General features: G+C 48.1%; 15 protein-coding genes. 14 read left to right on the top strand and 1 reads right to left on the bottom strand.

Translation table 11 applies throughout. The features are described 5' to 3' along the window. Positions 1 to 280 precede the first annotated feature (280 nt). Positions 281 to 781, bottom strand: coding sequence for a hypothetical protein (locus tag Q0174_RS07640; RefSeq protein WP_298043043.1), 501 nt, complete (start codon positions 779 to 781; stop codon positions 281 to 283). 68 nt (positions 782 to 849) lie between these two features. Here Q0174_RS07640 and Q0174_RS07635 point away from each other — a divergent pair, with 68 nt between their 5' ends. From Q0174_RS07635 to Q0174_RS07570, 14 genes are all read left to right on the top strand, one after another. After that, positions 850 to 2,037, top strand: coding sequence for a DUF354 domain-containing protein (locus Q0174_RS07635; protein ID WP_298043040.1), 1,188 nt, complete (start codon positions 850 to 852; stop codon positions 2,035 to 2,037). Positions 2,038 to 2,085: 48 nt separating this feature from the next. Beyond that, positions 2,086 to 2,577 (top strand): transcription elongation factor GreA, encoded by a 492-nt coding sequence (gene greA, locus Q0174_RS07630; RefSeq protein WP_177388511.1) that lies wholly within the window; start codon positions 2,086 to 2,088, stop codon positions 2,575 to 2,577. A gap of 1 nt (position 2,578) precedes the next feature. Continuing rightward, positions 2,579 to 3,586 (top strand): N-acetyl-gamma-glutamyl-phosphate reductase, encoded by a 1,008-nt coding sequence (gene argC / locus Q0174_RS07625; RefSeq protein WP_298043037.1) that lies wholly within the window; start codon positions 2,579 to 2,581, stop codon positions 3,584 to 3,586. Between the two features lie 43 nt (positions 3,587 to 3,629). Then, positions 3,630 to 4,364, top strand: a complete 735-nt coding sequence (locus Q0174_RS07620) for a UDP-2,3-diacylglucosamine diphosphatase (RefSeq protein ID WP_298043033.1) — start codon at positions 3,630 to 3,632, stop codon at positions 4,362 to 4,364. A 31-nt stretch (positions 4,365 to 4,395) separates the two neighbouring features. Continuing rightward, a complete protein-coding gene (gene serB, locus Q0174_RS07615; protein WP_298043030.1) occupies positions 4,396 to 5,019 on the top strand; it encodes a phosphoserine phosphatase SerB in 624 nt (207 codons plus the stop codon). Beyond that, on the top strand, positions 5,012 to 6,019 hold the full coding sequence (locus Q0174_RS07610) for a transaldolase (RefSeq protein WP_298043028.1): 1,008 nt from the start codon (positions 5,012 to 5,014) through the stop codon (positions 6,017 to 6,019). Before serB ends, Q0174_RS07610 begins: the two co-directional genes overlap by 8 nt. Beyond that, positions 6,019 to 7,236, top strand: a complete 1,218-nt coding sequence (locus Q0174_RS07605; RefSeq protein ID WP_005869553.1) for a PilT/PilU family type 4a pilus ATPase — start codon at positions 6,019 to 6,021, stop codon at positions 7,234 to 7,236. The genes Q0174_RS07610 and Q0174_RS07605 overlap by 1 nt, the downstream gene beginning before the upstream one ends. A gap of 247 nt (positions 7,237 to 7,483) precedes the next feature. Next, the gene (locus tag Q0174_RS07600) at positions 7,484 to 8,020 is read left to right on the top strand and encodes a 50S ribosomal protein L25/general stress protein Ctc (protein WP_298043025.1); all 537 of its coding nucleotides are present in this window, start codon (positions 7,484 to 7,486) and stop codon (positions 8,018 to 8,020) included. Between the two features lie 8 nt (positions 8,021 to 8,028). Beyond that, positions 8,029 to 8,586 (top strand): aminoacyl-tRNA hydrolase, encoded by a 558-nt coding sequence (gene pth / locus Q0174_RS07595; RefSeq protein ID WP_298043023.1) that lies wholly within the window; start codon positions 8,029 to 8,031, stop codon positions 8,584 to 8,586. Further along, complete coding sequence (locus Q0174_RS07590; protein ID WP_298043020.1) at positions 8,583 to 9,629, top strand: LptF/LptG family permease; 1,047 nt, start codon at positions 8,583 to 8,585, stop codon at positions 9,627 to 9,629. Before pth ends, Q0174_RS07590 begins: the two co-directional genes overlap by 4 nt. Positions 9,630 to 9,674: 45 nt before the next feature. Then, positions 9,675 to 10,988, top strand: a complete 1,314-nt coding sequence (gene lysA, locus Q0174_RS07585; protein ID WP_298043017.1) for a diaminopimelate decarboxylase — start codon at positions 9,675 to 9,677, stop codon at positions 10,986 to 10,988. Continuing rightward, positions 10,985 to 11,389 (top strand): hypothetical protein, encoded by a 405-nt coding sequence (locus tag Q0174_RS07580; RefSeq protein WP_298043014.1) that lies wholly within the window; start codon positions 10,985 to 10,987, stop codon positions 11,387 to 11,389. Before lysA ends, Q0174_RS07580 begins: the two co-directional genes overlap by 4 nt. Beyond that, entirely contained in the window at positions 11,373 to 12,449 is a 1,077-nt protein-coding gene (gene pheA / locus Q0174_RS07575) for a prephenate dehydratase (protein ID WP_298043012.1), read from the top strand. The genes Q0174_RS07580 and pheA overlap by 17 nt, the downstream gene beginning before the upstream one ends. After that, on the top strand, positions 12,449 to 13,206 hold a 758-nt coding region (locus Q0174_RS07570; RefSeq protein WP_298043009.1), incomplete at its 3' end, for an aminotransferase class I/II-fold pyridoxal phosphate-dependent enzyme. The genes pheA and Q0174_RS07570, both read left to right, overlap by 1 nt.

The raw sequence follows: 13,206 nt of genomic DNA, 5'->3' as shown, positions 1-13,206 counted from the left end.
AAATTTTTTCGCAAAAATTCCATCACGAAACTTAGATTACAAAATTCATAGAAAAATTCCGTCTTTTTGCTACGAAATTTTATCTTTTTTTCGCTACAAATTTTATAGCCTGCACGTAATTTCATCGCTTAAATTTCGCTTCCAAAATTCCTTAAATTTGGTGGTCGTGCTCCGCAACTCGCCGCAAAATTTGTCTTTTAAATTATCGTAAAATTTTACACCACGAAATTTTGCTTTCGCGCCGATGCAAATCCGCGGCATAAAATTACGCTAGACTTATCTATAACCCTGCTTTGCGGCATATCTCCTCGCTTACCTGCGAATCAAGTAGGTGCGAGCTTGGATAATCGTAGAAAAATCGGTGCACTTCACGCACTCCGTTTCGCAATAAAGCTCGCGTACTAGGTGCGTTGCAGTCATTTTCGGTAATATCCTTGGTTAGCAATTTGAGATATTTTTGCCGATCGGAGCTTTTCAGGCTCGCCCAGCCAGGGCTTAGCGAGTAGGCATAGATCAGATCGCTTCCTTGTGCGCTAATTTCTTCGAGGAAGGCAAACTGCGCGACCTTAACGTGGGGCTTGGCGCCGCCTACGTCCGCTGCGATCTCGCTAGCTGCGGCTTTAGCGACGAGTGCGGGCGAGCCTAGCTTACTAAGCGCCTCAAAGCGTGCAGTTACTGCGGGATCCTCGGTGACTTGACGCTTTTGGTATTTAGCCGCGCCGCAACCGCCCAGCAACATCGCGAACGCGCCGCATAGCGCTAAAATTTTAAAATTTCTCATCTTAAATCCTTTGTCGGCTTAATTTTAGCACATTTTGCTATAATTAACAAAAATTTAAAAGGCTAAATTTGAAATATTTAATCTCTTGCCTAGAACCCTCGGCGAATCTGCATTTTAAAGAGGTTCTAGCGCATCTTAAAAGGCTCGATCCCGCTTGCGAGATTTGCGGAATTTTTGACGAAAAGCTGGGCTCGCCGATATACAAAAGCAGCGAGTTTTCGGCGATGGGCTTTATAGAAATTCTGCCGCTGATTTTAAAAGCCAAGCGCGCGATAGCACAGATGACGCGGCTTGCGGCGGAGTGCGATCGCGTGCTTTTGATCGACTCGCCCGCGTTTAATCTGCCGCTTGCTCGCGCGATCAAAGAAAGCAGCGCGCGCGCGGAAATTTCATATTATATCCTGCCGCAGGTTTGGGCGTGGAAGCCGCACAGAGCGGAGAAGCTGAAGGCGTTTTGCGACAATCTGCTCTCAATCTGGCCTTTTGAGGCGAAATTTTTCGGCGCGGATTGCGAGGAAGATGAAGGCGCCGTATCGCAAGAAGCGGAGAGCAAAGACGCTGCGCTACAAGAAGTAAAAGATAAAAATGTTGCGCCGAAAGAGTATGCCGCGCGTCCGAGCGAGCAAAGCGCTAAAACCGCAAAGTACTCTTTCGTGGGGCATCCGCTGCTTGATGAGATAAAATTCCAAAAAACAAGCTACGAAAAACAGGGCAAGATCGCCTTTATGCCGGGCTCACGCAGAGCTGAAATTTCAAGACTGATGCCGATTTTTAGAGCCCTTGCGCCTAAATTTGAAAATAGCGAGCGAACCTTAATAATCCCGCCGCATCTGATGGATCAAAGAGATGAAATTTACGGGCCTCTGGACGGCTTTAGCATCGCAAACGATACTCCTGCTACGCTTAAGGATTGCGATTTTGCCTTCATCTGCTCGGGCACGGCGACGCTTGAAGCGGCGCTCATCGGCACTCCGTTCGTGCTGTGCTACAAAGCGCGCGCGTTTGACGTTTGGCTTGCGCGAAAGCTCGTAAAGCTAAAGCACGTGGGGCTTGCGAATATTATTTTTGATTTTTTGGGCGAGGAGCCGCTGCATGAGGAGCTTTTGCAATCCGAAGTAAGCGCGCAAAACCTACTCGCCGCATACGAGCGCTGCGACGCCGCGAAATTTAAACTTGCGAGCAAGAAGCTGCGAGATTATCTAAAGCTCGGCTCCAGCGAAAACGTAGCAAAAATTTTAACGCAGCCTGCGAGCTAAAATTTTAAGGCTAAAACTTATATAATTTGATAAAAAGAAAGGAAGATTATGACGACAGAACCAATGACGCTTTACGGATATGAAAAGATCACCTCCGAGCTCAAAGAGCTTCAGAGCGTGAAGCTACCTCACATAGTGCAGCAGATAGACATCGCGCGCGGACATGGCGATCTGAAAGAAAACGCCGAGTACCACGCAGCGCGCGAAGAGCAGGCTTTTTTGCTCTCGCGTATCGCCGAACTTAGCGACATCGTCTCTCGCAGTAAAATCATCGACCCTTCCACCTACGAGCACGACCGCGTAAAATTCGGCTCCACCGTTACCTTTATGGACGTGGAGACCGAGCGGGAGGAGGTTTACACGATCGTAGGCCTTAGCGAAGCGGATATCTCGCGCAAACTCATCAACATCAATACGCCGCTTGCACGCCAGCTTTTGGGCAAAGCAGAGGGCGATGAGGTGGTGCTTCAGCTACCATCAGGCACGCGCGATGTGGAAATTTTAAGCGTCGAATACAAGCCGATTAAATTTGAGAATTAGCGTGAAAAAAGTAGGCATCATCGGCGTTAGCGGTTATACGGGGCTTGAGCTGATTAAGGCTCTACTTTCCCACCCGGGCTTTGAAATTTCATATTTAGGTGCCTCGACGCAGGGTGAGATAAGCGAAATTTTCCCGCAGCTTCGCGGCGTGTTTGAGATGCGCGTAGAAGCCGCGGATGCTCGCGTTGCGGCGCAAAGATGCGATCTTATTTTTTTAGCGCTGCCGCATGAAAAAGCGATGGAATTTGCCCGCGAAATTTTAAAATTTAAAAGTGTTAAGGTAGTCGATCTGTCGGCTGATTATCGCCTAAGCCGCGAGCTTTACGAGAAAAATTACACCGCACATTTAGACCCGCAAAATTTAGCCCACGCCGTTTACGGACTGCCCGAGCTAAATCGCGAAAAGATCCGCACGGCGCGGCTTACGGCAAATCCGGGCTGCTATCCTACCTGCTCTATTTTGGCGCTCGCGCCGTTTGTGCGGCTACTCGATCCGGGTATCGGCGTATTTATTGACGCAAAAAGCGGAGTAAGCGGCGCAGGCAAGGCCCTCAAAACAAGCAGCCATTTTGTAAGCGTGAACGAAAACGCAAATGTTTACTCGCCGATCTCGCATCGCCACGCAGACGAGATCAAAGAGCAGCTGGAAATTTTAAAAGGCGGCGAATTTAGCACGCTTTTCGTGCCGAATTTGCTGCCGATTACGCGCGGAATGCTGGTTAGCGCGTTTGGCGTACTGCAAAAGAGCGTGGATGCAGAGGCGGTGCTGCGGGAATTTTACGCAAATGAGCCTTTCGTGCGCGTCCGAAGCGAACCCGTGAGTATAAAAAACGTCGTAGGGACGCACTTTTGCGATATTTTTGTAAAAACTGCGGGCGATAAAATTTGGATCAACTCGGCAATCGATAATCTTTTGCGCGGAGCATCGTCGCAGGCGGTCGCAAACGCGAATTTAATGTGCGGATTCGCCGAAGCTACGGCGTTGCCGCGTATCGCACACGGAATTTAAGCGATGAACTTTTTCGCAAAAGCCGTTACGCGCGGGAGCCTAGATGCAAAATAATCAAATTCAGGCGATAAAACCGGGCGCGATCTTTATCGGCGATGCGCACGCGGGCGCGAGCAGACCGCAATTTTTGAAATTTCTGCGCGCGCTGAAGGCTGAGCCTACGCCGCCACCCCAAATTTTTATGATGGGCGATATGTTTGATTTTTTGGCAAACACGACCTACGTGCAGCGCTTCTACAAAGAGGAGATCGCGCTAATAAACGAGCTGTCGCAAAAATGCGAAATTTTTTACTTCGAGGGCAACCACGATTTTAATCTGCGCGAAATTTTTCCCCGCGCAAAAGTTTATCCAAACGGCGCGCAACCCGTTAAATTTATCTACGAGAGCGACGAGGCGGTACAGATCGCGCACGGCGATCTGTTTTTGCCGCGTCTAATGCAGTTTGCGCTGCTTTCGCTGCGAAACAGAGCTTTTCTGAAATTTATGGACCTGCTCGATCGCGCTTTAAAATTTAAAATTTCAAAAGTAATCTTAAAATCGCAAGAAGGGAAAAATCTATACAAAAAAATGCCAAATTTTAAGGATATAATCGCGCCGAAGATCGATTTTTACGCGGCAAATTTAATCATCGAGGGGCACTATCATCAAGATGAAATTTTATATTTCGGCGAGAAAAAATATATAAATTTGTGCTCGTTCGGGGCTGGGAGCAAAATTTACGAGGTCGCAAAAAGCGAAAAATTTATGCTAATTCCAAAAAACTTAAACTTAAATTAGCTATAATTCCTAAATTTTTGCGAGGATATTTATGATAAAGCTTTGTGTTTTCGACTTTGATTCTACGCTGATGGACGGCGAAACGATAGGTTTTTTCGCCGCTAAAATGGGCACACAGCGACAAGTTAGCGAAATTACAAAGCGCGCGATGGCGGGCGAGCTTGATTTTTTCGAGAGTCTTAGCGAGCGCGTGGCGCTGATAAAGGGGATGAAGCTTAGCGATGCTAAAGCTATCGCAGAAAGCCTGCCTTTTGTTTGCGGCGCTAGCGAGATCATCGCGTATCTGAAAAATAAAGGCATAAAGGTGATCGTCTTTAGCGGCGGATTTCATCTCGCTACCGACGCCGCGCAGAAAAAACTGGGTTTTGACGCGAGCTTTGCGAACTATCTGCATGAAAAAAACGGAATTTTAACTGGGCTTTTCGGCGGCGAGATGATGTTTGGATACTCAAAAGGCGCGCTGCTTGCGCAGCTTAAATCGCTGATGGGTCTAGAGGCGAGCGAGGTAATGTGCGTGGGAGACGGCGCGAACGACGTTTCGATGTTTCGCGAGGCGGGACTTAAAATTGCTTTTTGCGCGAATGAAATTTTAAAAGAACACGCAAGCGTTTGCATTGAAAAAAAGGATTTGAAGGAGATTATGAAATATGTATGATAAAGCCCTAAATTTCAGCCTTTGGTGCGACTTTTTGGAGCGCGATTTTATCGATAAAGATTTCGACGAGCTGATCAAAAAAGGGATAATTAACGGCGCTACTTCCAATCCCACGATCTTTAAAAACGCGATCCTAAGCTCTCCCGCATACGACTCGGCTAAAGAGGAATTTAGAAAAAAAGAGCCTAAAAAGCTATATGAAATTTTAGCCACCGCGGACATCAGAAGCGCGGCGGAGAGCCTGCTTAAAAATTTTATTAACGGTGATGACGGCTTTGTGAGTATCGAGGTCGATCCATATTTTGCAGACGACGCCGAGGCGATGTACCGCGAGGGCAAACACCTATACGGCACGATCGGCATGCCAAATGTCATGATCAAAATCCCTGCGACCAAGGCGGGCTACGAAGCGATGCGCGATCTGCTAAAAAAGGGGATCAGCGTAAACGCGACTTTGGTTTTTTCACCCGAGCAGACCGTAAAATGCATCGAGGCAATAAAAGAGGGAATCGCGGGCTTTCGTCGCTACTTCCCGAAGGCAAATTTACCAAAAACCGTAATTAGCATCTTCGTTAGCCGCTTCGATAGGTTATTAGATGAAAAAATGGCTGCGGCGGGTCTTCCTACCGGTAAAATCGGCATAATGAACGCCGCGAAGTGCTACAATATCATCGCTAAAGAAAATTTAAACTACGTAAAGCCGCTGTTTGCGAGCACGGGGGTAAAAGGAGACGATCTGCCGAAGGATTACTACGTAAGCGAGCTGATGTATCCGAGCTGCGTAAACACCGCGCCGCTTGAAACGATAGAGGTTTTTATAAGCGGCGATCAAAAGCCCAAAATGCCACTTAGCGATGCGCAGATAGAGGAATTTTTCGCCCAGGTAACGGACGCGAAGATCGATATGAAAAAGGCGTATAAAAAGCTGCTGGATGACGGACTGGCGGCTTTTGAAGAGGCATTTAAAGAGATAATAAAAACACTTAAAAAGGAGAAATGATGGCGGGTTCTATAGATTATTCGCAGTATCAAGTTGACGCTTCTACGCTGGATTTTAAGCAGCGAGATAGGCTAAATAAATATCTGGAATTTCTAATCCAAAATGGCGGTAGCGACCTTCATATAAAATCGGGCGCGGTTATCAGAGGTCGTATCCACGGCGAGCTAGTAAAATTTAGCAAAACGCCATTTTTGAAAGAAGACGCGATGACGCTAGCTAAGGAGCTTCTCATCACGCGCTTTCCGGAGCTTATCGAGAAAAAGAGCGTAGATTTTACCTACAAGCTAAACGAAGATTATCGCTTCCGCGTTAATATTTTTTTTCAGATCGACGGTATCAGCGCGGTTTTCCGAACGATCCCGGTTAAAATTCCAGAGATCGACGATCTAGGTCTGCCGCCTTCGATCAAAGATATTTGTGACACGGCTATGCGCGGCGTCGTGCTGCTTACCGGACCTACGGGAAGCGGAAAGACGACAACGATCGCAAGTATGATAAATCGTATAAATAGGCAAAGAACCAGCCACGTCGTTACGATCGAAGACCCCGTAGAGTTCGTATTTAAAGACGATAAATGCATCATCAATCAGCGCGCTATCGGTGAGGACTGCAACAACTTCGCCGATTCGCTTCGCGCCGCGCTGAGAGAGGATCCCGACGTTATATTCGTGGGCGAGATGCGCGATTTGGAGACGATCGAGACCGCACTTCACGCCGCGGAAACGGGCCACTTAGTGTTTTCGACGGTGCACACTATTGACGCAAAAGAGACGGTAAACCGAATCATTGCGATGTTTGAGCAGGCTGAACAGGAGCGTATCCGAATGACGCTAGCATCCGTCCTAGAGGCAGTCATCTCTCAGCGCCTTGCTCGTACTATCGAGGGCAAGCGCGTAGCCGTCGTTGAAATTTTACGCAAAAACACCCGTATTAAGGATATGATACTTGATGCGCGTGACGATGAAATTCCAGACGCGATTGCCGACGGTCGCAACACCTACGGCATGCAGACCTTCGATCAGCACCTACTCGATCTTTATAGAGACGGCGTCATTACCCGCGAGGAGGCGCTAGATAAGGCCTCTAAGCGAAACGACCTCGATCTGCAGATCAAAAACGTCGATCTTGCCAAAAAAAGGGATTTGGCAGCAGAATCCGGAGAGAGCGCCGAAGAGATGCTCGCCGGCGAAGTCGTACAGCTAAAAGAGATCCGCTAAGTTGCAAATTTTAAAATTCTAAATTTTTACGATTTAAAATTTTAAATAATTCTGCCTGCCGTTAGGCGGGCGGAATTTAATTCGTCCATCCTCTTGTGTGGAAGTATGTCGTGCCTGAAATATTTAGCGTAAATTTAATTAGCTAAATTCCGTGCGATTTTACTTCTAAATTTCATCGCGGCGCTTAAATAGATTTAAAGCAATATTTGGCTATTATCACGCTTCATTTTTTCACAAAGGAAACCTAATGTTAGAAGGTATCGTTAGAGATAGTATCGGTAAAAGGGCTTCAAAATCCCTAAAACGAGATGGTTATCTAATCGCTAATATTTATGCGAAAGGATTTGACAATATTAACGCAGCGTTTAAGGTAAACGACTTTATCAAAGCTATGCGCGCGAAAGAGAACCTTCCTTTCGAGGTTAGCGTAGGCGGTAATACATATCGCGTCATCGTGCAAGAATACCAAAAACACCCCGTCACAAACACCCTAACTCACGTAGATTTACGCGTAGTTCAGGATGACGTGGTAAGCAAATATCTAGTGCCGGTTAAGGTAACAGGCATCGCCAAAGGCTTAAAAAACAAAGGTATTTTGGTGCAATCCAAGCGCCGCATCGCAGTAAAATGCGCCGGCAAAGACCTACCGAACGATTTTACGCTCGATGTGAGCGATCTTGACGTAGGCGATTCGCTTTTGATCCGCGACATCCCTGTAAAAGATGGCGTCAGCATCATCCTAGACGGCTCAGTAGCGGTAGTCGGAGTTACTTCGGCTAAATAGGGGCGCCTATGATACTGATCGCAGGACTTGGGAATCCTGCTCAGAAATACGCAGATACCAGACACAACGTCGGTTTTATGCTAATCGACGAAATTTTAAAGACGGGCGGCTTTAGCGAGCTTGGTGCGTCTAAATTTCAAGGCGAGCTCTTTAAAAAGGGCTCGCTGCTTCTTTTAAAACCCCAAACTTTTATGAACTTAAGCGGCAACTCCGTAAAGGCGGTGAATGATTTTTACAAGCCCGAGCGCATCATCATAGTGCACGACGATATAGATTTGGATCTGGGCGCCGTTAAATTTAAAAAAGGCGGCAGTAGCGGCGGGCACAACGGCATCAAGTCGATCGATGCGCTAATCGGTGCAGATTACGAGCGCGTGCGTATCGGCGTGGGCAAAAAACGGCAGGACCAGGATGCGGCAAATTTCGTGCTCGGAAATTTTAACGAAAGCGAGCGCGAGAAGCTGAGCGAAATTTTACCCTACGTCGCGCGCGCGGTAGAGGAGCTCATTTGCTCGGATATAGAGCAGGTCGCGCAAAAATTTACGATTAAAAAGGCTAGGGTGTGAAGTTATACGTAAAATACGCGGCTCTTTCTTATCTGAAGTATTTTTTTATCCTGCTAATAGCCCTTGAGTGCTTTTATGTAGGCATCGATGTGCTTACTAATCTCAAAGATTTTCCTTCAAGCGCGAATACCGCTCTTTTATATATCGCCCTAACCGCCGCAGTCGCGCTTAGCTACACGCTGCCGCTAAGCCTCATTTTCGCGCTGATTTTAATGATGTTTAATATGATTAGAAGCAACGAGCTAGTGAGCTTCTACGCGCTTGGAGTGAGTAAAAACGCTCTCATCGTGCCGCCGTTTTTGATCGCGCTTTTTATCACCGCGGGCTTTATAGCTTTAAATTCTACTCCGTTTGCATACGCGCTAAAATTTCAAAAGAATTTAACCGATTTATCGCCTACGGGGGGAGATATGTTTTTGAAATTTGAGGGTAAATATATCTACATCAAAGCTCTAAACGGCAAAAACGCAAATGATATAACGATCTTTAATATAGGGGATAACTCCGTTGCTTCACGCTCGCATGCAAGCTCTGGCGAATACGCAGGCAAAATTTGGCATCTGCGCGATATAAATACCACTACTTTACCAGCGCAGCTTAAGCTTGGAGGAAGTGGATTAAGAAGTGAGTTTAACGTGCAGAGCGAGGCGCTTAAGGGCTTTGATCCAAGCTCAATTGCGAGTGTTTATGATACGAGTAATGTATATTCGATCAGGGATGCTTTGCGTTCGATCCGCACCTTTTCGCATCAAGGCGTGAATATCTCCACTATAAAAGCAAGCCTTTATAATATGATATTTTTTCCGTTGTTCGCGCCCTTGGCGGTGTTAGTGCTGTATTATTACCTGCCCGTTACGGGACGGTTTTTTAATCTTGCGCTACTAAGCTTTGGATTTTTTATCGCTACGCTATGCGCTTGGGGCGTGCTTTTCGTGTTAATTAGGTTTTCTCTCAACGGCGTCATCATCCCAGAACTTGGCATTATCGTGCCCATAACAGCGTTATTAGGCTTTGCAGCATTTTTGGTTTTTAAGCATCGTTAAGCCTTGATTTGTTAGAATGGCGCAAAATTTATCGGTGGAAATTCTATGGATTATTCAAGCTTAGCCTGCAAATACGGCACCCCCTTATACGTTTACGATTTTAACGAGATACAAAAGAATTTCATAGCGCTCAAAGAGGCCTTCGCAGCACGCAAGTCGCTCGTCTGCTTCGCGATTAAAGCAAGCTCGAATTTGAGCATTTTAAAATTTCTATCGGATCTGGGCAGCGGCTTTGACTGCGTCAGCATCGGCGAGCTGCGCCGCGCTCTGTATATCGGCGCAAAGAGCTATAAGATTATATTCTCTGGCGTCGGCAAGCAAGATAGCGAGCTAGAATTTGCGCTAAAGTCGGACATCTTGCTGATAAATTTAGAAAGCGAAGCCGAGATGCTGCGCCTCGAGCAAATCGCGCAAAAGCTAAATAAGCCCGCTCGCATCAGCATCCGCGTAAATCCAAACGTTGATACCAAGACCCACCCCTACATCTCCACGGGGCTAAATGAGAACAAATTCGGCGTCAGTATCGAGACTGCGCGCAAGATGTATATCTACGCCAAAAAGAGCAAATTTTTAAATCCCGTCGGCATCCACTTTCACATCGGCAGCCAGCTTACGGACATCTCTCCGATCTGCGACGCGGCAAAGATCGTAAGCGATCTGCTGCGAGAGCTGCGAGCCCTTGAGATCGATATAAAATTTTTCGACGTGGGCGGCGGCATCGGCATCCGCTACGAGGATGAAAAACAGATCGTGCTCTACGACTACGCGCAGGGGATTTTGCGCAGCCTAAGCGGGCTAGACGTCACGATCGCGTGCGAGCCGGGGCGCTTCATCACGGGGGCTGCGGGGGTATTTCTTACCCGCGTGCTTTACGAAAAACAAAACTGCGGCAAGCGCTTCGTTATCGTTGACGGCGCGATGAACGATCTCATACGCCCGAGTCTCTACGGCGCGCACCACGCCATCGAGATCGTTAGTGCTTCGGAGGGTATAAATTTAGACGAAGCTGGCGCTAGCGGAGTAAATTTAGGCGGTAGGGGCTCGGATCAAACAAGTGGCTCCTGTGCGGATGAAAAAATTTTGGGCGGCGTAAATTTGGCCGCAGCTAGCCTCTGCGACGTCGTGGGCCCGATATGCGAAAGCGGCGATTTTTTGGCCAAAGGCGTTAGCCTGCCTAGCCTAAAAAGCGGCGATCTGCTCGCGATCAAAAGCGCCGGCGCCTACGGCTTTTCGATGTCGAGCAACTACAACACCCGCTGTCGCGCCGCCGAGGTCGCGGTTTACGACGGACAGGACCGCCTGATTAGAAAGCGCGAGAGCTTTGATGATCTAATCGCGCTCGAAAAGGATCTCGTATGATCCGCGCGGCGAGCCGTCCAAAACAGGGCGCGATCTTAAATTTCAAATCCGAACGCGCAGCGGCTTTAAATTTTAACGCAGCAGCAAGCACGGTCTTAAATTTTAAACGCACCGTCGCTTTAAATTTCAGATCCGAACAAAACGCGCCTCTAAATTTCACGCCAGAACGAAGCCTCGTTTTAAATTTTAATCGCGGCTCTTTAAATTTCAAATCCCGCTGCGACGAATTTTATCGCGCCTTCTTAGCGCTCGGAAGTTGCGGCGCAGCTGTCCTAAGCGATGAAATTTTAAGATCGCGCGGTAAAAATTTCAAAGCCTGCGGCAAGAGTGGCGACGCGAAATTTTTAAAACCGAAATTTAGAGGCGAGCAAAAGGAGGGTTGTGATGCAAAATATCGATGATCTGCGCGTTTGTATCGACAGACTGGATGATGAAATTTTGCGCCTTATCGACGAGCGCATGGGGTTTGTCAAAAAGATCGGCGAGCTAAAGCAGACCGCGGGTAGCGCGATCTACCGCCCGGAGCGCGAGCGCTCGATCATCAGCAGGCTGGACGGCGGAAAGGCGCGAAATTTAAGCAAAGAGGCGATCGAAGCGATATTTTTTGAAATTTTCTCGGTTTCGCGAAATTTAGAAAAGCCGCAGATCGTCGCGTTCTTAGGGCCTTTCGGCACCTATTCGCACCAAGCCGCCAAGAGCCGCTTCGGCGCGGTAAGCTCCTATCTGCCGCTCTCAAATATCGAGGCGGTCTTTAAGGAGCTTGATAGCGGCGAGGCCAAATACGGCGTCGTGCCGATCGAAAACAACACCGAAGGCGCGGTGGGCGCTACGCTTGATTGCTTGCGAAAATACGAGGGCGTCAAGATCGTCGCCGAAATTTATATGGATATCCACCACTGCTTTGCGAGCCACTGCGACGACGTAAGCACGGTGGATCAGATATTCTCGCATCCGCAAGGATACAATCAGTGCCTTAAATTTTTAGACGATCACGGCCTTAGCGGCGTTAAATTTACCGCGACCAAATCGACCGCGCTTGCGGCGCAGATGGCGGCCGCTACGCCGCACTCCGCCGCGATCTGCTCCAAGATCGCCGCCGATCTTTACGGCGTGCCGATGATGTTTCAAAAGATCGAGGACAACTCCGCCAATCGCACGCGCTTTTTCGTGCTGAGCGACTTTAAAAACCAGAAGAGCGACCGCAACAAAACGAGCATTCTAGCAAAAACAGACGACCGCCCGGGCGGGCTCGTGGACTTTTTGCAGATGTTTCGCAACGAGGGGATAAATTTAACCAAATTAGAAAGCCGCCCGGTCAAGCTTAGGGATTTTAAAAGCGTCTTTTACATCGATTTTGAGGGGCACATCGACGACGAGCGCGTGGCGCGCGTGCTGCAAAACGCGCAGAAAAACGGCCACGAAATCACATGGCTGGGAAGTTACATAAACGGAGTGGAGTGATGAAATTTAATGAATTTGTAGAAAATTTAAGCAATTACGAAGCGGGCAAGCCGATCGAGCTTGTGGTGCGGGAGTTTGGTATCCGCAAGCAGGACGTGCTAAAGCTTGCCAGCAACGAAAACCCCTTCGGCACTAGTGAGGCGGTGCAGGAGGTAATCGTGCAAAATGCCGCCTGTGCGCATCTTTACCCCGATGATTCGATGTATGAGCTAAAGGGCGCGCTCGCCTCTAAATTCGGCATAGAGCCGCAAAATATCATCATCGGCGCGGGCAGCGATCAGATCATCGAGTTTGCGCTGCACGCCAAGCTAAATTCGCGCCACGCCATACTGCAAGCGGGCGTCACTTTCGCGATGTACGGCATCTACGCAAGCCACTGCGAGGCTAAAGTTTACAAAACGAGCGCGCAGGAGCACGACCTAGCCGAACTTTTAAAAATTTACAACGCGCACAGGGATGAAATTTCGGTCATTTTTTTGTGCGTGCCGAACAATCCGCTTGGCGAGTGCTTGGATGCGGAGGCGGTATATGAGTTCGCCAGCAGCGTGGATGAGAACACGCTTTTAGTGATCGATGCCGCATATAACGAATTTGCCGCGTTTAAAGATGAGCGCAAGAGGCTTGATCCTAAACTTTTAATTCAAAATTTTAAAAACGTGCTCTATCTAGGCACCTTTTCAAAGGTCTACGGTCTGGGCGGTATGCGCGTAGGCTACGGCATCGCGCCGCGCGTAATCATAAACGCGCTTTATAAGCT

Source organism: uncultured Campylobacter sp., assembly GCF_937996225.1.
Lineage (GTDB): Bacteria > Campylobacterota > Campylobacteria > Campylobacterales > Campylobacteraceae > Campylobacter_B.
This window is presented reverse-complemented; position numbering and strand designations above follow the sequence as displayed.

Coding starts and splice junctions, on each gene's coding strand:
- Q0174_RS07640 (WP_298043043.1), bottom strand. CDS start 781: ATGAGAAATTTTAAAATTTTAGCGCTATGCGGCGCGTTCGCGATGTTG.
- greA (WP_177388511.1), top strand. CDS start 2,086: ATGACGACAGAACCAATGACGCTTTACGGATATGAAAAGATCACCTCC.
- Q0174_RS07620 (WP_298043033.1), top strand. CDS start 3,630: ATGCAAAATAATCAAATTCAGGCGATAAAACCGGGCGCGATCTTTATC.
- serB (WP_298043030.1), top strand. CDS start 4,396: ATGATAAAGCTTTGTGTTTTCGACTTTGATTCTACGCTGATGGACGGC.
- Q0174_RS07610 (WP_298043028.1), top strand. CDS start 5,012: ATGTATGATAAAGCCCTAAATTTCAGCCTTTGGTGCGACTTTTTGGAG.
- Q0174_RS07605 (WP_005869553.1), top strand. CDS start 6,019: ATGGCGGGTTCTATAGATTATTCGCAGTATCAAGTTGACGCTTCTACG.
- Q0174_RS07600 (WP_298043025.1), top strand. CDS start 7,484: ATGTTAGAAGGTATCGTTAGAGATAGTATCGGTAAAAGGGCTTCAAAA.
- pth (WP_298043023.1), top strand. CDS start 8,029: ATGATACTGATCGCAGGACTTGGGAATCCTGCTCAGAAATACGCAGAT.
- lysA (WP_298043017.1), top strand. CDS start 9,675: ATGGATTATTCAAGCTTAGCCTGCAAATACGGCACCCCCTTATACGTT.
- Q0174_RS07580 (WP_298043014.1), top strand. CDS start 10,985: ATGATCCGCGCGGCGAGCCGTCCAAAACAGGGCGCGATCTTAAATTTC.
- pheA (WP_298043012.1), top strand. CDS start 11,373: ATGCAAAATATCGATGATCTGCGCGTTTGTATCGACAGACTGGATGAT.